A 17499-nucleotide genomic window follows, 5' to 3' on the forward strand; every position below is an offset into this window, starting at 1 on the left:
CAAAGACCTGTGCTCACCCTGGAAGGTTAAGGATTGCAACGACACGCGATAAGGCGAATTCGCACTAGCCTCACTAGTGCATTTGCACTTTTAGCGCTTGTTCTTGACCCGCATTTCTCCGGCAAACAACCCGCGTTCACGGGCCCAGACGATGGCTGCACTACGGCTGTGCACCCCCAGCTTGGAGTACACCGTCGCCACATGGTTACGCACGGTATTCGGCGCCAGTTTAAGGCGTGAGGCGATCTCCTTGTCGGCCAGGCCTTCGCAGATCAATCCGAGCACATCGCGCTCGCGGGCAGTGAGGTCGGTGAAGGTAACGTTTGGCAGGTTGGGGCTGTTGACGCTCTTGGCATTGGCCAGTTTTTCGATCAGGGTCTGGCTGAACCAGGAAGCGTCCTGCATCACTTCTTCGATGGCCGCCACCAGTTCCAGCTCCGAGCGTTTACGTTCGGTGATGTTCATCAACACCATCAGGTAGCAGGGCACGTCCTGGATGATCACGGTGTCGGCGGAGACTACGCAGTCGATCACCTCATCGCCTTTCTTGCGCACCTTCAGGTCCAGCCCATCGAGGTTGCCGGCTTTTTCCAAGGTAGTGAACAGCTGCGCACAGGCCTGGGCGCTGTCGATAAAGTCGATGTCTTCGATGGCCTTGCCGATCAACTCTTCACTGATGTAGCCCGTGATGTTCATGAACGCCTCGTTGATATCCACCACCTGGCGGTTGGCGGCGCTGCATACCAGGGTGGGCACCGGGGTCAGTCGAAACGACTTGGCGAAGCGTTCTTCACTCTGGCGCAGGGCGATTTCCGCCTTGCGTCGTGGCTCCAGGTCGGTGAAGGAAAACAGCATGCAGTCTTCCTCATTCATGTCCAACGGCTGGCCAGCGACGATCACCAACTTGCTGCCGCCTTCGGGCAGGCGCAGTTCGGCTTGCATCTGCGGGATGGTCGCCCCTTCGCTCAGGCGTTGGATGGCCAGGTCCTTGCGCTCGGCCTGTTCCAGCACATCCAGTTCATACACCGAGCGGCCGATCACCTGGTCGCGGTTGTAGCCGGTCATCTCCAGGAACCCCTGATTGACCTTGATATAGCGCAGGTCGCTCAGGCGGCAGATTACGGCGGGCGCCGGGTTGGCGTTGAAGGTTTTCTCGAAGCGTTGTTCGGCGCTGGCCCATTCGGTGGCATCGCTGAGGATCAGCACCAGCAACTCCGGCTCCCCGCGCGCGTCGGTCAGCACCAGGCTGCGCAGGCGGTGCACCCAACTGCGGTGGTCGTCGTCGAGGGGCGTGACTTCCACCACCACATCACTGAATTCTTCACCGGCTGCCACACGGCTCAGCGGGTAGCTGTCCAGCGGCAGCGGGTGGTTGTTGCGATAACGCAGGGCGAAGCGCTTGGCGTACTGCTCGGTGTTGGCGCCCAGCGCCAGGACGTCGCTGACACCGTGCATGGTCAGCGCGGCTTCATTGGCCCAGAGGATGGTCTGGTCGACCTCGGCCAGTATCACACCATCGGACAGACCGGAAATGATCTGCTGCAGTTGGCGGCGGTTGGTTTCTTTGGCTAAGACGTCCTGGCTCATGGTTTCTCCGTGGTTGGCGATCCGTGTCCCGGGCGGGGGAGGGGCGCATGGGAAGTACGACATCCGGGCTTCAAGATAGTGCACAGCAATTGTTGAGCGGCGGCAGGGGCGAATGTGCCGGTAGGAAGGCTGTGTTTGTGTTCGGGCGGAGTTAACACTCGATAAGTACAAGCAAATGATGATTAAGGTTGTTGATGGGGTTGCCAAAATTTATCAATAAACTCGCCATTTGAGCGCTAATTAATTGATGTGTTGGTCGGTTTTTTTGAGCGTCTTGTCTGAGTTCATGAAGTTAAAAGACGAACGGTATGCTGACCTGTTAGAAATGACAGTAGACGTCGCTGGAAAGTGGCGGTTAACTAAATTCTGATGCGGCTTAAATCAAAGGCTGTAAGGCAAAAAGTATTAGTCTTTAGGGGTGTGTTTTTTGATTTTTGGAGGCGGTCAGGGAGAGATATCGTTTAAGGGGTTTGTTTGTTTTTTGAGTGTTCTAGATAACTTGTAGGAGATGAAGATATGAAAAGCTCTACAATCGCGCTGCCGAAGGCGACTAATGTAACTATTATAGGCGAGCTGGTTCCTGGAGGTTCGGTTCGAGGAAGTTATTTTTATGATGGTGCTGGGACTGGGCCGGAAGAAGGGTCGATTTATAGGTGGTTTATAGATGAGCAGCAATATGCGCCAACGGAAAATTTGGATTTTCCAATCAGGTCCAGTGCAGCGGGAAGAACATTGCGCTTTTCCGTTGCGCCAAAGTCAGATAGCGGTGCAATTGGTAGCGAGGTCGTGTCACAGCTCTATCATATAGGTACTGGATATCAGAATATATCTGACGAGGAGAGTGAGAATAGCTTCCTAAAGCAACGTGGCAGTTTTGCTATTTATAATCACGAACCAAGTGATCAAATATTTATCTCAAGTGGCGGTGCCTATTCTGTGATGGATGGGAGTAGCCAAAGCGTCACGGTTAAGGGAAGTGGAGCGCATGCAGGAACACCAGGGACTGAAATTCTACAGTATTTGCAGAATAACCCCGCAACACGTATCTACTCAACTGAAAAAGATTTTGCTGCTCTTGTTCCAGTGTTAGGTAGTACTAAGCGGTTGTTGTTGTGGGGGGCAAATATTGGTGCAATTCCACCGGAGCTTGAGCTGAATAATGTACGGTATGTTTATAGTAATCTCGGTGCTTTTGCATTTATTTATGATAATCCTCCTCCGGGTAGAAATACTATTGGTGCTTTTGGTCATGCGGCGAATGGCGGGGTTGTACCGGAGGATATTCAGCGAACCTTGTTATTCGACAAGCCTCGGGCAATTTATGCTGCTCCATTATCCTTCGCTGTGTTGACTGAAGCTGGGCGTGTGTATTCATGGGGCAATCGTGATGGAGGCGGTTTTATCTCAGGCACTGTCAGAACCCAGTTGGACCGGCTCAATGTTGAACAAATCATCAGTAGCGGCGGTGCATTCTGTGCGATTGGTTATGAGCGATTCTCTGATCCTAGTATTAAAAGTATTGTGACATGGGGAAGTATCCAAATGGGAGGAGTTCCTAACCCTTCGGATATTGAAACTATTCTCGATGATGATGGCGTTGTTCAGGTAGTCGCCAGTCGTAATGCTTTTTGTGCGATCACACGGCGTAGGAGAAAAGCCGTGAGCTGGGGAGGGGCTGAAGGTGGCACCATGACCGACGCGGCCAAGGCACTATCCGCTCGTGGCGGTATTGTCATGTGCAAGGGGTCTGCTTGGGCATTTTGTATGATGAATAGATTCGGAGATATCGAAGCGTGGGGGAAATCTGATATGGGGGGGACGACCCCCTCCTCAAGTGAGGCGAGAGATGCTGAGCAAGTACTCAATGAGAGCGGTGAAAAGGCTCGAATCTCGGCTGTGTTTAAAACTATGAATGTTGAGGAGTGGTACCGTAAGCGTTTTCTGGATAAAAGCATTACATGCGTGTGTGATAGTGTCGGAGACACGAGCAGTAGTCTTTATAAGCTGATTACCGAGTCAGGAACAATTACATTGTCCTCTAATGACACGAGCTTCTTTTTATGTAGTCAGCATGCAGATGGCCGCACCGAGAGTTTAATTGCATGGGGCAATAGTGGATATGGCGGCTCGATTCCTCAGGGGGTCCGTCAAGTGCTGATGGCCAGTAAAATAACTTCAATAAAATGTACTAATGGTGCTTACGGAATTATTAGTGATCAAGGGAGTGTGGAAGGCGCTGTCAATGTCTTTGGTGGAACGAATGCTCAGAACGAAGCAGGTGAAGTCCCCGAACCCTTGAAGAGTTATGTGGCAGCAAACGTACAAGAACTTTATTCCATGAAGCAAATGCCTACTCAAGCTCCTTCCGCCGCTCGGCTACCTTCTGCGTTTGCTGCAAGGAGTAAAAATGGCAGTTATGCCATATGGGGAGCGCGGACTCTTGTTCCCAATGAAGTGATTTTTCCCAAGTAACGGAGTCGGCATTGCTATCACGAAAAGTTAATCAGCCTTGGGCTTGCACCCTAAGCCCAAGGTCTTTTCTGTTTCTATAGGTATTGTTGCTGGGAGCAAAAAAATGGAAATTCATAAAGAAGAGGAAGCAGGTTCTCCTGTTGCTTCTGATCTAGAGATTATCGGAGATATTCTAGTCGGTGCTACTGTACATGGTATTTATAGTTACGATCGCAATGGCGGAGCCGCAGAAGGTATCTCACGCTTCTATTGGTATATTAATGGCGTCCGTTTGGTGGAAGAGGGGTTGCTGGATATAAAGTTAAAGCCCGCTGATGCAAAGAAGTTTCTACAGTTCTCGGTTGTTCCTGTCGCTTCTGATGGCAGTGAGGGGGTCGAAACCTTTTCTGATCTTTATGAGGTTCGTTCTGGATTTCAAAATATTTCGGATGAGGAGAATGAGTGGTGTTACATGAAACAACGAGGGAATTTCTCATTTCATATTCCCGAACCCGCAGACAGGTTGCTTGTCTCTACTGGGGGCGTGTTTGCAATCCTGGTGCCTGAGACCGGTGATGTTTATTTGGAAGGGCAAAATGGTTGGGGCTTGCCGGTACCTGATGAAATACGAAATTATCTAAAAAATAATAGTGCGATAAAGTTGTTTTCTTCCGAGTTTAGTTTTGCTGCGTTAGTCAGCTTAGGCACTACGAATCAATTGTTGTGTTGGGGCGCGACCATTCCTGCGATATTACCGCCCTTGCAAGGGATAAGGTCTGTTTATAGTACTCGGAGTGCTTTTGCTTTTATCTATGATAAGCCGCAGCCTGGAGAAAATAGCATTGGTGCGTTAGGCCCTTTGAATAATCCGGCGTCCACTGTGCCCGCAGATATTCAACGGGCATTATGGTTTGATCCTCCTGACGCCATCTATGCTGCCGATGACGCGTTTGCTGTTCGAACCGTTGGTGGGCGGGTTTACGCGTGGGGGATTCCCGAGAATGGTGGCAGCATTCCCGCCAATGTACGAACACAACTCGATAGAATGTTTGTAGTGAAAATAGTCGCATCAGCGATTTCATTTTGCGCGATTGCAGAAGATGGCGACATTGTCGTATGGGGGCATGCGACAGGTGGGGGAACTATCCCGGCGGACCGTCTGGAAAGGATTTTGGACGACGGAGGTGTGCAGTCAGTCATTGCTGCGACTTGTGCATTTTGCGCAATAACTAAAAACAGGCAGCGGGCAATAAGTTGGGGGCGCGAGGGCGAGGGTGGGAACATGTCTGCGTCTGCAGCTGCGCTGGCATTACGTGGGAACATTGTAATCTGTAAGGCTGCCAGATGGGCTTTTTTAATGGTGAACGGCAGTGGTCAGGCAGAAGCATGGGGCGCGACGAAATACGGTGGTGCACCCCTAGACCTTCAAACTAAAGAGGAAATTAGTACCGCGTTAGAAGATGCAGATCCGGTGCCTGGTTATCCCCGGCGCATGTCGGAGAAGTCCAGCATGCAAAAAAGGCATTTTAATGTTTCTTCGTCGGTCAATACAAATAATGGAAGTGTGAGCGTCTATTCAAATGACGTCAGTTTTTTTGTGCTGGGCCGGTATGAGGATGGTCGAACCAGTTCTCTCATAACGACAGGTTTGAATACACATGGAGGGCAGATGAGTGCGGCATTGCGTCAAGTACTTATGGCTAGCCTCATTCGTGATGTTTACTGTACCAATGGCGCCTATGGTGTAATCACTACGGCAGGAGGAACGGAAGGGGCGGTATGGGTATGGGGAGCGACATTGGCGATGGAGGATGCTGGAGAAATCCCTCCGGATTTGGAAGTCTATTTGCGGAGTGGCGTGACGGAGCTGTATTCGATCAAACGCTATCCCTATGTTCAATCGCCACCGCCACCACCTCCAGTCCCCCAGCCGGTAGATCCGTCGTTTGCAGCCAAGCGCAGTGATGGGACGTTCGTGCTGTGGGGGGGGAATGTTAAAAATCAACATGTCGATCCTCGGACACGATAGATACACGCGCAATAGTTGATTAACGTTCATGAATGTCTTGTTCGGCGTCTTTGATTATGCGCTGTGGTGTAGAGGCTTTTTTGGGTGTAAAGACCATCATGGTAATAAGAGAGGCGACTTTGAATGTCGCCTCTCGTGGAGATTGATAATTATGTTTTTCTTTAAGTTATCTCTAGGAGTTGGATTTGATCCACGAGAAATGTTGCCGTGGTGTTGACGGAAAAGTAGATCTTCGCAGTATGGGTGTTATCAGGCGTTAAAGTGCCAGTGGTAAATACATGGCTGAACCGCACCCAGTTTCTGTTCGGTATCACCATTTTTATAACTGTCATTCCGGAAAATTCGATTCTAATCGCAGGTTGCGTGTTGTTGCCTGAGGTTTTGCAATAAAAGCTTACTTCATATTGTGTGTCGCTGTTCAAGTGATCGTAAATTTTTTGTAATCCGGGCTCGACTATTTCTGAACTGGTTTTAGATGCCTTCCAGCAAACATTCTCAGCGCCATCAATGACGAGTTCACCTCGGCCAGATACTTTATTGGTCCAACTATTCCAATTGTGGTTGTCGAAGTTTGTATCGTCTTTAAAAGGGTTTTTAATCTCTCCGACTTGTACTGTTCGTCGCAGGGATTCTTTGGAAGGTTCTGAACCTCGGTCGATACTGTAAAACACCTCTGTAAGGCGATTGTTAAAGCGCCTGAGGTGGACTTGCGGGACATCAAATGTCACGTCCTCATCGGGTGGAAGTTCTTCAACTAGTCGACTGTCCGTGTATTCGACAGTGTCCTCTTCACTTGCTGCGAGCATGGTCACTGATAACGTGTTGGACGGTTGCCAGCTCATTTGTGCGGGGAAACGGATAGTGATCTTAGGCAGATTAGGATCCACATCGTCGCCTATTTGTTGATCTATTGTCGGTGCAAGCCATTCAGTGATTTCGCCGATGACCCTCAAATGACGGTTGTAGGAGCGTTTGTCTGGCAGGAGCGCTCCCTGCAGAAGGTAATGCACAGTCGAAGTGCCCTTCGCTATTGCGGTGACCAGTGCATTGTCGATTTCAAACTCATAGGTTCCTTCCCCTGAGATAGCCTGACTAGGCGTCGCTGGAACCGAGTTTCCCTCACTGTCTACGCCCGCCCATATAAGGGTTACAAGACTGTAGTTTCGAGCATCGGATTCGTCGATCTCGAACTGGATTTTTACATTCCGGTTATCTAACTCTTCCAGGTCGATGTCCCGCTCAGTGATAGGAAACACTACCTTAGGTGCTTCCGGGCGTTGGGTGTTCAGATGCACGTCCACCAATGTTATCGCCGACCATGGCGCCCATTCATCAGGGTAGTTACCGGTTGGACCAATGACTTGGAAGGCTACTGGAATGGTTTCGCCGTTCCCAGCTGCATCGATGGTTGGATAATTAACCCGGACCTTTATGTCTTTTTGGACTTCATCAAGCGTAACTCGATGCGTTACGGTTTGTGAGCCCCAGGCAAGGACGATCTGGTCGTAGGCGGACATATTCAGCCATTGCCGAAAGAGTACTTCGAAGCCACGAGTGGCTATTTCATCGTTTACCCCATCCCTGAGTACGTCTGTTGGCAGTTCAAATATTAGATTCTGATTGCCTGGCAGATCGTGATCGAGGTCTCGCCCTCCTGGGCGTTGCAGATTGATCCGTAAGCGTAACGGCTGAGTCTTCCTCAGATTGCCGCTCGGACGCTCGACTTCGACAAATACTGATTCGGCCCAATACTCTCGAATGTGATTTTTGAAGACGGTCAGTGGAATATAGGTCAATCCCTCGTCGGCCTCGGTTATACGTTTATAGGCTACGTGGTTATTCTCGTTACCCCAGTACAGGCGAAACTCAGTGCCTGGAGGGGTGCCATCGGGTCTATCCATATGCACGACCAGTGGATGCTCAACGTGGCGAAGGCCAATGCCTCCGTCAGCTGGCCCATTGGGGTTTTCAGGGCGCTCTATATCCTCTGGAATTTGAGCCTGTATCCCATGAATCTTTACCGGCGGTAAAAGCTCTTCGTACGTGCTTGGAGTATCCATAATGAAGCTCCATTATTGGAGTGAGGCGATGGAATGAGGAAAATAAATCAAACACCCTTTGATCATTGCTGACTACTGTCAGAATTAACAGGTCGCGCCAAAGGTTCTACCGAGCGAGCGGTGTTTTGGCACAGATCAATGTTTGTTAACGTGCAAGTAAGTCTCTATGGCCTCTGTCTATGAACCCCGCCGTTTGCTGTTTCGCGAATCCTGGAGTTCCGTCCTGGCCGGTAGCGCCATAGCCCTGCTGACTTACCAGGTGCGAGGTGTGCTGGCCCGGATCCTCACCATCTTGCTCACTACCTGGTTGCTCGCGGGTTTGGCCGCCAGTGTGGTCTGCACCGCCGGCAATGGGGTCGATAAAGGCCTGTCGGTTGCGGGCAGTGGTATCGCTGCCGTAGCGCCGGGGATGGGCGATAGCATCGCGGCAACTGAGCGCACAGGGCATCCAGCTGGACTGGAACAGCCTGCAAAGCGAGCTGGATACCTTGCTCAAGCAAAGCGGCAAGCCTGACTGGATCCGGCCAACGTCGAGTAGAAAACCGACCAGGCCGCCGTCGATGGCAAGCAATCGACCAGTGTCGCAGCAAGCAATCCTGCTCAGGCCGCCTGGCACTGAACACGCGTCGCGCAATCATGCCAACGCGGGTCAAGACACTTCATGTTGATCAGGTTAATGAGCACCTGCACCCGGCTGAGAGGTGGATGAACTATGTCGTAAAGGCAGATATTCGGTCTTATTACGCCATTTCATGGGAGGGGGACGATCCCCCTCACCACTCAAGCTTATGTGATTAATTTACCGATCAGAGGCACAACCAATAGCGTACTGATCGCCATTGAAATTACATTGCCGATATAGGGGTGAAAGTGTCCAGGTAACCGCTGGGTGATAGCACACGCCAACGGCGGGGCGATTAACGCACCCAGTGTTGCACTTAAGGCAATCACGACGCCGCTACCGCCGTGGGTCAATACTGCGGCAGGCACCACCGAGACCAGCGGAACGTAAGTCGGATACCAACCATGCTTGATCCATTGATGCCTCCATATCACTACACCCAGCGCTGACGTCAGAGCCTGTGCGACGACCATGTGCAGCACCAATCCTGATCCGTAAGCCGGGCTCATGGGGTTCAGGGTATAGGCCAGTAACACTCCCGCCAACAGACCAAGACTGGCAAGTTCATTCCCAAAGAATGGTGCTTCGGAGAAGTCTGCTAGTACTCGGCGCAGACTCCATACGACACCATAAGTGGGTGGACTGGTCGGCAATGGTTTGGTTGGGGCGACGTAATCCGAGCGCACTATTGAGGGGGCTCGGCGAAGCAGCATGAACGCGATGACGCTGCCCACCGCCATGCCCAGCACATTACCGATGACCACCGGCAAGCCGAGTGGCACGCATACAAAGTTGACGATCAACAAGCACATCGGCGTAACCAGCAATGCCCCAAGCACCGCGGCGTTGAGTGTGACCTTCCAGCCACCGCCAAACATCAGCACCATCGCTGCCGGCAACGAAACGAATGCTGCAAACGTCGGTTGCCATGTTTCTGCCGTGATGCTCCAACCCCATAGCAGATTGCTCAACAGCAGCCCTAACAGGGAGCTGGTCACAAGCCAAGGCCACAATCCAGTGCCATAGGAAATGGGAAAACCCTGCCAGGCTTTGTTGCGCTTGCTCGCCCACCAAGCCAGGTAAGCACCGCCTAATAGACCCAGTGAAGCAAGTTCATGCTTGTAGAAGGCAACCTCGCTGATATCTCCCAGCACCCAGCGCAGCCAGGCTGCTGGATGCGGCAAGCTGACGACCATCTCATCGTATCCAGGCCATGACCCCCGATAACTGAATACAACCCATATCACCAACAGAATGCTGGTCAACGCGAGGCTAAGGACTGTTATATCCGTCCACGAACGGGGGCGAGCTGTCTTGGTAAATGAAGTTTCCATGACGTCCCCTCTGATCAGCGCGGCAGGGCTGGGTGTCGGGAATACCCGAGCATCTGATCGTATAAGTCATTGCGCCGGTCCCGTTGCAGGTCATTGAGGCTGTTCCATATAGGGGCGCTACGGGCACTCGTGAGGTCAATGTCGGCAAACAGAATTTCCTGCCGATTGGCCGAAGCTACGGCGCCAATCGGCCAACCGTTGGTTCCAGCAATCAACGAGCATCCGAGGTAGCGAGCATCCCGTTCTTCACCGATGCGGCTGGCTGCGGCGATAAACACGTTGTTTACATGGGCTGCAGTCATGGTCAGGTACGACGCCATGCATTTGCCTGCCTCGTCAAAAAGCGGTGGTGGCGTCCACACCCAGTTGTTCAGGCTGCAAATGATATCGGCGCCCTGTTGGCTGAGAATTCGCGGCACCTCCGGGAACCAGATATCCCAACAAATCAGCAGACCGATTCGGCCGATCGGGGTTTCAAATACCGGAAAGCCTGTATCGCCAGGAGTGAACCAAAGCTTTTCCAGGTTCCACAAATGTGCTTTCCGATATTTGCCTATGAATCCGTCGGGTCCCAACAGCACGGCAGTGTTGAACAACTGCACCCCTTCAATCTCACTCAGGCCTGCCACCAGATAAACCTGATGCCTGCATGCAAAATCAATCCACGCCCGCACGCTTGGCCCGTCCGGTATCGCTTCAGCGTGATCGAACGCGTCTTTGCGACTGCAGAAAAAATACCCGCAGTTGGAGAGTTCGGGCAGAACGATCAGGTTGGCGCCACCGTTCACTGCTTCGTTTGCTAGTTCGAGGCTCTGACGCAGGTTTTCGGCTCTATTGAAAACGCCGACTTGCGGAGCAAATTGAATAACAGCAACGCGGGTAGGGCTTGTCGGTTCTTGCATGGGGGTGACCTCTTATTATGCAACCGGGATGGTTGAATGTTTATAAGAAGTGATGAAGTGTTTAAATGGAAGTCAGATGATTCCTGTCGTGATGTAGTCTGATTCTGTTGAGTCTTTAATTTTTATTTATATACTCGGGGTAATCTTGCATTGTGAAATCGCCGTTAAAGTTTGCGTGGGTTTTGTTGCAAATATTTATCACTGTGTCTATAGCGCCTCTGAAGCATGGCTCTGTCCAGCCCGCGTCAACGGAAAATGACTCGCCGCAAAGATACAGTCCCGACGTGTATGAAAAGTCCCTGTTGTATTTCATAAGGCTGACAGCGTCATAATACGTGCCCGCACGATAGAGTTTTGCGCAACCCAAGGAGTGCTTGTTTTTCATCCAGCGTTGAACAAGTGCTTGTTTGTGCCCTATGTAGGGAGATATTCGTTCTTTTATGTTTGTTGATTTCAGGAGGATTCTGTCAAGTTCTTCTATGCATTTTTCGACGAGTTCGTTGTCGCTGAATGAAGACAATTTTGTGGCGTCATCTTCCCATGTGTAGCTGAGAAGTATGCAATCATAGGTGCTGTTTTCGTTGTAGCGGTAAGTGTATACGTCATGTATGAAACTGTCGGTAACTATCGCTTGTGGGATGTTTTTGTTATTTTATAGGAACGTTTCTTTGAGGGGGGCGTAGACCTTGCAACTGGTCTCCCAGTGCGCGGTTTTGTACGCTGCAATAATTTCAAATGGAAGCATGTCCTGATTGAAGTTTTCAAGAAGAATCTGCGTCTCTATTATCCATGAAGGTAGCGTCATTACCACTGAGTCGAAGTCGATAAAATATGAGTTTGTGATTTTTGATTGAATGGGATGCCAGGTGTAGTGAACTCGGATTTGCCCGTTTTTTAGTTTTTCCAGTTTCGTTACTGAACTGCTGGTGAGTAATCCGGATTCTCGTTTTATCAAGTGTTCGTATAGAGACTCCTGGGTTTCGGTCGGTTTTATAAATAGTAAAGACTCTGCCAAAGATGCAAGGCCTATATAATGTGGCTTATTGAATTTTAGTCCTCTTGAGTCGACAACTTCAGGAGCATTCAAATAGGGGGACGGTATAGGCGTGCCATCGGGATTTACACGCCCATGAATTAATTGGAGATGACTGCTGAATCCGAATATGGCTGTGCGTATCGGATAAAGAGAACATATGTCATAGAATGCTCCCCAGCTACCGGCACCGATTCCGATAGAGTAAAAAATTGCTGATTCTTCTGCCGTCATTCCCATACCTCCAAAATTACCAGGATCGTTAGCGTTCCAAGCGCTAATCGTTGGTGTTTTGACAAGGTCGCGAAATGTAATGCCTTCGTATCTCTTTACGATAGCTGCCCAATAGTCTTCCCACTTGTCAGTGCCGTAGTAGTGGGCGATTGTTGATGTCATGTGCTCGGCGAATGCCGTCCATTTTGCGAAGACAACCCCTAAGGTCTTGCCTGGGGGTGGTGTTCTTCCATCCGTGTTTTTCCAGATCAGCATTATTGGTTGATCGTTGTCATCTATGCATCCTTCTTGGAGGTAGATTCCAGTTGATCGGACCCATGGACTACCAGGGTTCGGGAAATTTGAGTGGGCCAGTTCGAACTCATTTGCGTAATACGCCATAAGCGAGCGCCCATCTTTTGGTTGTTCATTTGATTTGTTGAAGAAAGGCATTCTCATTGCACCCATTTCAAATGGGGGTCTGCCAAGGGTGTTGGTGTTGTTGCTTCCAAGTGCCGTAAGGTGTCTTCCGCCAATACGCGTTGATTTTTCAATCAGGGTGATATGGGTGAACCCGCACCTGTGTAATTCTCGTGCGGTTGTTAGGCCTGTAATTCCTGCGCCTATCACACAGATTTTATGACGGGGCTCTGTTGCTTGTGCCACTCCGTTTTTTTGTTCTAATAGAGTGCGGTAGTCAAAACACAGATCTGGCGGGTTTGGAAAGGTTGCCGTCCACTTACTTTTGGAAGAGCGTTTTTTTCTATGGGGTTTTGTGGCGATGTCTGCAGGGTAATTGAAGTCTGATCCGATAGTCATTTTGGTATTGTCCATTAATAATTGATTGGCTTTTTACAGCGTGAACGTGATTTCGCGGGGCGGGAATAGGCAGGTTGTAATTTTTGGCTAAGGAAGGTCGCGTTGTTTTGTAGGTGAAAACTACTTGATCTGAAAGTCACGGTCGGGAAGCAAAGCCATGAGTGGGATTTACACCTTGTTATGAGGGACTGGACCAACATGCCATTCAATTAAGGGTAGTTGGCGTGACATGCTCCTGATAGTAAGCCTCCTTGCCACAACGGAATGTGTTCGACACGTTATTATCAATTAACGTAGTCGCTCACGACGCTACGTATCTAAAAACCAACTGGTATGGACCTGTGAACTCTGACAGTAGGCAAGCCCTTACACCCACCGTAGGCTGGTGCATGTGTCCATCGCATAGATGAGTAAGGAGCCTGGCCATGACAAAAAATGAGTTTAGCGTTCATCTTGAGGAAAAAATGGCTGCTGCCCGTAAGCGAATCTCGTCCAAGATGACCAAGTCAGACCGCATGGATTCGGGCAGGGTGGCGTTTTTGACCGCGTTGAAACATGTGGTCGATGGGGCCGGCAGTCCAGAGGACCTGGGGACCCTCGATGCCGTCAATGATGTACTGCAGGACCTGGGGATGCTGGCAAAGTCGAAGACCTTTTTGGCCATGCTCGAGCCTTGAGGAGGGGAGTGTCTGGTGTCGTGAAGGGCGCATTGCCACGCTATCTGTCTAACACCGAATAACCCCTGTCGCTCTCCATGTTGATGCTTCTTTCATCAACATGGAGCCAGTGCCATGAGCACGTTCCACCCATCGACCCCGCGCCTTCGTTCAGTGAAATCGAGGGTTACCTGAGCGCGATCGGCCCACAGTTGTTCGAGCAGGCAGCATCGCTGTGGCCGAAGCAGCCCGCCCGCGTGGGGCCGCTGCATTTACAGCGCGTGCATGTATCCACGGGAGACCTTGCTGGTGCATCGTTCGCGCAGTGGCCGGCTGGCGATCAGCCTTGCCAAACGCGTTTGATTCTGGGAAAACCCCAGCCTTTGCGCATTCAACGAGAGCCTCCATGAGCGACGACACCCTCCAGGTCACCGACATCCGCCCAGGCACCGGCAAGGCCGTGGTCAAGGGCGCGCTGATCACCACCCAATACACTGGCACCCTGGTCGATGGCACGGTGTTCGATTCGTCCTGGGCGCGCGGCAAGCCGTTCCAGTGCGTGATTGGCACCGGGCGGGTGATCAAGGGCTGGGACCAGGGCCTGATGGGCATGCAGGTGGGGGGCGTGCGCCAGTTGTTCGTGCCGGCGCACCTGGCCTACGGCGAGCGCTCGATGGGCGCGCATATCAAACCCCATAGCGATTTGCGCTTTGAGATTGAATTGCTGGAAGTACTGACGCGCGATGATTGAAAGGCCATGAACAGGGACGTTGATCCACAGGCGTTACCGGGTTGCTCCATCGAGGGCATTCGGGTGGTTGAATTGCAGGGCCGCGATGAGGCTGAGCTGCAACGGTTTTTTGCGCAGGCGCCGGATTACTTTCTGGCGGTCAACGGTGAACCAGCCACGCCCAACGAGGCCCGCGAGGAACTGCAGGGCCAGTTGCCGCCAGGCTGGCGTTGCCGCCGGATGTACTGGCTGGGCTACCGTGATGGGCAAGGCCAACTCGTCGCCGTGGTCAATATCGCTGCGGACCTGCTCGCGTTGGGCGTGTGGCATATCGGCTTGCTGCTGGTGGACTCGCGCCTGCACGGCACAGGGCTGGCGCAGCGGCTGCATGTGGATCTTGAGGCATGGGCGGTGACACAGGGCGCCGAGTGGCTACGGCTGACCGTGGTACTTGGCAATGCCAAGGCTGAGCGCTTCTGGCCCAAGCTGGGGTACGTGACGGTGCGGACTCGGGAGGGGATCAGGATGGGGCGCCAGGTAAACCGCGTGGCGATCCAGGTGAAGGCGCTGGCCGGTGGGCAGGTCGATGATTACTTGAGGCGCGTGGCGCGGGACCGGGCCGATGCGCAGTAGCCATGGTTGTCCACTCTTCCATTGTGGGAGCGGGCTTTGGGGAGGGTTGAAAATCGCTTCCTGAACCCGTCCTGAAGAATATTCTTATTCCCCATGCGGAAAATTTCCTACGGTTTACTCTCCTGTAATCGGCGCGTAAGCTTCGCGCGTTTTCATCAATAGCGGAGACCCTCAGTGGGTACTTGTTCGAGTGACAGTTGTCAGCCGGTCTCGGTAACCGGCCCATACTTGGCAAGGTAACGCGCATTTTCCAGATGCCGTTGTCTCGCCACTTAGCGAGAAGCGGCATCCCGGCAGTAGCCAGTCCTGGCGCCTGCCTGATCCCTCTCATCGACGCTGACCTGCACCTGAGTTGACTCGGGATGCTACGGACGTGCCTGCCTGTTACGGCAGGCGGGCCCCGCCGGCTATGCCTGTCTGACAGGCGTGGCGCGGATGGGCAGTACCTGCATGACGGTTTTTTCCTCACGCAGGAGTCACACCATGAACCTCACCCTGTTGAAAGCGTTTTTCGCCGGTTTCCTGCGAGACCCGGCATATCGCCCGGCACTTCCGTCGCCTGGCATTACAGGCGCTGCCGTCGCTGTACGTTGTGTTCCTGCCGCTGATTCTGCTGGCGTATAGGGGCCTGGCCCCGGCAGTAAAGGGGGGCCGCATCCGTAAGTTTGGCTGGCAGTAACACGCTGTATCGACCACCCCTGGCCCTTGTGGGGCACGGCTGACGGGCCTCCACCGGGAGCAGCGGTGGTTTCAATTTGCTCAGGCATTCATGGAGTTTTTTATGCAGGCAATCAACAACATCAACCTCAATTCCCTGATCGATACCCTGGTCAGCCTCACCGCCGCGTTTATCCTCGGTGGGCTGATCGGCTTCGAGCGCCAATATCGCCAGCGTACGGCGGGTTTACGCACCAATGTGCTGGTGGCGGTGGGCGCAGCGATATTTGTCGACATGGCCAACCGACTGGGCGGCGCGGAGGGCGCGGTGCGAGTGGTCGCGTATGTGGTATCGGGTATCGGCTTCCTGGGTGCCGGCGTGATCATGCGCGAAGAAGGCAATGTGCGCGGGCTCAACACCGCCGCCACGCTTTGGGCCTCGGCGGCGGTGGGGGCATGTGCCGGCGCCGACCTGATCCTCGAAGCGCTGCTGGGGACGCTGTTTGTACTGGCGGCCAACACGTTGCTGCGCCCGATCGTGAACAACATCAACCGCCAGCCGTTGGACGTGGTGTCGGCGGAGGTGACCAACATCCTCTATGTCATTGCGCGGCGTAGCCAGCAGCAGGCGGTCATGGTTTTGCTGGAGGCCGAATTGGCGCGCTGCAACTACCCGGCCAGCGATGTCGACGTCCGGCCGTTCGGCAGCGACGAGGTGGAAATCGAGGCCACGCTGGTGGCCACCTCGGTAGACGGCGACGAGCTGGATGCCCTGGTTGCGCGCATTTCCACCTCGACGCTGGTGGTACAGGCCTTCTGGAGCCCGAGTACCACTGACTGACGCCCCACGCCAAACATATCCAGGCCCAGGGGGCTATGCCTTGGTGAGGAAAAGTCCTACATACAGTCAGGAGTATCCCTTCAATTAATACATCACCTCGTTGTTAAGGTTGCGCGCTTGCAGCTGGCCGGCGGCAAAGGCACGGCTTTACAGGGTCAGGGTGTTTTTCAATTGAAGGGACCAGGCACCGCCTGGCTGGCGTCCTGAGGGGAGGGGCGGTACCGCTTGTCGGAACTGTCATTTCTCACAGGTACCCGAGTCCCGTGTGATGTGTCAGCGTACTTTGTCATCCCAGGGGAGTTATATGAGTAAAGCGTTAATTGTCGATGATCATCCGTTTATCCGGGCCACTGTCCGGTATCTGTTGAAGCAGGAAGGCTTTACTGAGATCGATGAGGCGGGCAATGGTGCGGATGCCGTGCAGAAGGCCAGGGAAGGGCGCCCGGATCTGGTGATCCTCGACCTGGCAATGCCGAAGTTGGGCGGGCTGGAGGTGATCGCTCGGATCAAGGCGCTTGGCCTGCCGTGCAAGATCCTCGTGCTGACCTCCTACCTGGCGGTGTTTTTTTCCACCCGCTGCATGCGCGCCGGGGCCATGGGTTTTGTCGCCAAGACCGGCGAGCTGGACGAACTGCAGAAGGCAATCAAGGCCGTGATGTCCAACTACAGCTGCTTCCCCAGCTTGCCCACCAGTTCGGTGCGTCGCGACGATTTGCAATCTACCGAGCAAGCAATGGTGGAGGCGCTCTCGGATCGTGAGTTGACGGTGTTGCAGAAACTGGCCCTGGGCCTGGGCAACAAGGAAATCGCCGAAGACATGCTGCTGAGCCACAAGACCATCAGCACCTACAAGACGCGTCTCAAGGAGAAACTGCGTATGTCATCGGTGGTGCATCTGTCCAAATTTGCCCAGCGCAATCATCTGATTTGAA

Annotated in this window: 12 protein-coding genes and 2 pseudogenes; 9 read left to right on the plus strand and 5 right to left on the minus strand. The window is 52.7% G+C overall.

Annotation, left to right across the window (positions count from 1 at the left end):
- Positions 1–90: 90 nt before the first annotated feature.
- On the minus strand, positions 91–1587 hold the full coding sequence (locus ACODSV_RS13095) for a PAS domain S-box protein (RefSeq protein ID WP_024074518.1): 1497 nt from the start codon (positions 1585–1587) through the stop codon (positions 91–93).
- 516 nt (positions 1588–2103) lie between these two features.
- Between ACODSV_RS13095 and ACODSV_RS13100 the strand changes: the two genes are divergently transcribed.
- Together ACODSV_RS13100 and ACODSV_RS13105 are read left to right on the plus strand one after the other, a co-directional pair.
- On the plus strand, positions 2104–4059 hold the full coding sequence (locus tag ACODSV_RS13100; RefSeq protein WP_150054683.1) for an RCC1 domain-containing protein: 1956 nt from the start codon (positions 2104–2106) through the stop codon (positions 4057–4059).
- Positions 4060–4162: 103 nt separating this feature from the next.
- Positions 4163–6067, plus strand: coding sequence for an RCC1 domain-containing protein (locus ACODSV_RS13105; RefSeq protein ID WP_150095198.1), 1905 nt, complete (start codon positions 4163–4165; stop codon positions 6065–6067).
- A 161-nt stretch (positions 6068–6228) separates the two neighbouring features.
- Here the strand turns inward: ACODSV_RS13105 and ACODSV_RS13110 are convergent, their stop codons facing one another.
- Positions 6229–8127 (minus strand): hypothetical protein, encoded by a 1899-nt coding sequence (locus tag ACODSV_RS13110; protein WP_150095199.1) that lies wholly within the window; start codon positions 8125–8127, stop codon positions 6229–6231.
- Between the two features lie 166 nt (positions 8128–8293).
- Between ACODSV_RS13110 and ACODSV_RS13115 the strand changes: the two are divergent.
- Positions 8294–8737 (plus strand): annotated as a pseudogene (locus ACODSV_RS13115) (hypothetical protein); the annotation flags it as partial.
- Between the two features lie 176 nt (positions 8738–8913).
- Here ACODSV_RS13115 and ACODSV_RS13120 read toward each other — a convergent pair.
- From ACODSV_RS13120 to ACODSV_RS13130, 3 genes and pseudogenes are all read right to left on the minus strand, one after another.
- On the minus strand, positions 8914–10083 hold the full coding sequence (locus ACODSV_RS13120; RefSeq protein ID WP_190300924.1) for a hypothetical protein: 1170 nt from the start codon (positions 10081–10083) through the stop codon (positions 8914–8916).
- 14 nt (positions 10084–10097) lie between these two features.
- Entirely contained in the window at positions 10098–10985 is an 888-nt protein-coding gene (locus tag ACODSV_RS13125) for a nitrilase family protein (protein ID WP_024074520.1), read from the minus strand.
- 115 nt (positions 10986–11100) lie between these two features.
- Positions 11101–13050 (minus strand): annotated as a pseudogene (locus ACODSV_RS13130) (flavin monoamine oxidase family protein).
- Between the two features lie 425 nt (positions 13051–13475).
- On the opposite strand from ACODSV_RS13130, the gene ACODSV_RS13135 reads away from it, so the two are divergent.
- From ACODSV_RS13135 to ACODSV_RS13160, 6 genes are all read left to right on the plus strand, one after another.
- Entirely contained in the window at positions 13476–13727 is a 252-nt protein-coding gene (locus ACODSV_RS13135) for a hypothetical protein (protein ID WP_069076238.1), read from the plus strand.
- A 385-nt stretch (positions 13728–14112) separates the two neighbouring features.
- Positions 14113–14457, plus strand: coding sequence for an FKBP-type peptidyl-prolyl cis-trans isomerase (locus tag ACODSV_RS13140; protein ID WP_069076237.1), 345 nt, complete (start codon positions 14113–14115; stop codon positions 14455–14457).
- A gap of 6 nt (positions 14458–14463) precedes the next feature.
- Entirely contained in the window at positions 14464–15069 is a 606-nt protein-coding gene (locus ACODSV_RS13145; RefSeq protein ID WP_150054679.1) for a GNAT family N-acetyltransferase, read from the plus strand.
- Positions 15070–15552: 483 nt separating this feature from the next.
- The gene (locus ACODSV_RS13150) at positions 15553–15693 is read left to right on the plus strand and encodes a hypothetical protein (RefSeq protein WP_454844037.1); all 141 of its coding nucleotides are present in this window, start codon (positions 15553–15555) and stop codon (positions 15691–15693) included.
- A 157-nt stretch (positions 15694–15850) separates the two neighbouring features.
- On the plus strand, positions 15851–16567 hold the full coding sequence (locus ACODSV_RS13155; RefSeq protein WP_024074525.1) for an MgtC/SapB family protein: 717 nt from the start codon (positions 15851–15853) through the stop codon (positions 16565–16567).
- A 304-nt stretch (positions 16568–16871) separates the two neighbouring features.
- Positions 16872–17498 (plus strand): response regulator transcription factor, encoded by a 627-nt coding sequence (locus ACODSV_RS13160; RefSeq protein WP_024074526.1) that lies wholly within the window; start codon positions 16872–16874, stop codon positions 17496–17498.
- The last annotated feature ends 1 nt before the right edge of the window (position 17499 follow it).

The organism is Pseudomonas sp. FG86, assembly GCF_057808775.1.

Bases quoted from the DNA above. Each gene is read 5' to 3' on its own strand.
- ACODSV_RS13120 (WP_190300924.1), bottom strand. From the start codon at position 10,083: ATGGAAACTTCATTTACCAAGACAGCTCGCCCCCGTTCGTGGACGGAT.
- ACODSV_RS13140 (WP_069076237.1), top strand. From the start codon at position 14,113: ATGAGCGACGACACCCTCCAGGTCACCGACATCCGCCCAGGCACCGGC.
- ACODSV_RS13100 (WP_150054683.1), top strand. From the start codon at position 2,104: ATGAAAAGCTCTACAATCGCGCTGCCGAAGGCGACTAATGTAACTATT.
- ACODSV_RS13150 (WP_454844037.1), top strand. From the start codon at position 15,553: ATGAACCTCACCCTGTTGAAAGCGTTTTTCGCCGGTTTCCTGCGAGAC.
- ACODSV_RS13110 (WP_150095199.1), bottom strand. From the start codon at position 8,127: ATGGATACTCCAAGCACGTACGAAGAGCTTTTACCGCCGGTAAAGATT.
- ACODSV_RS13145 (WP_150054679.1), top strand. From the start codon at position 14,464: ATGAACAGGGACGTTGATCCACAGGCGTTACCGGGTTGCTCCATCGAG.
- ACODSV_RS13135 (WP_069076238.1), top strand. From the start codon at position 13,476: ATGACAAAAAATGAGTTTAGCGTTCATCTTGAGGAAAAAATGGCTGCT.
- ACODSV_RS13095 (WP_024074518.1), bottom strand. From the start codon at position 1,587: ATGAGCCAGGACGTCTTAGCCAAAGAAACCAACCGCCGCCAACTGCAG.
- ACODSV_RS13160 (WP_024074526.1), top strand. From the start codon at position 16,872: ATGAGTAAAGCGTTAATTGTCGATGATCATCCGTTTATCCGGGCCACT.
- ACODSV_RS13155 (WP_024074525.1), top strand. From the start codon at position 15,851: ATGCAGGCAATCAACAACATCAACCTCAATTCCCTGATCGATACCCTG.
- ACODSV_RS13105 (WP_150095198.1), top strand. From the start codon at position 4,163: ATGGAAATTCATAAAGAAGAGGAAGCAGGTTCTCCTGTTGCTTCTGAT.
- ACODSV_RS13125 (WP_024074520.1), bottom strand. From the start codon at position 10,985: ATGCAAGAACCGACAAGCCCTACCCGCGTTGCTGTTATTCAATTTGCT.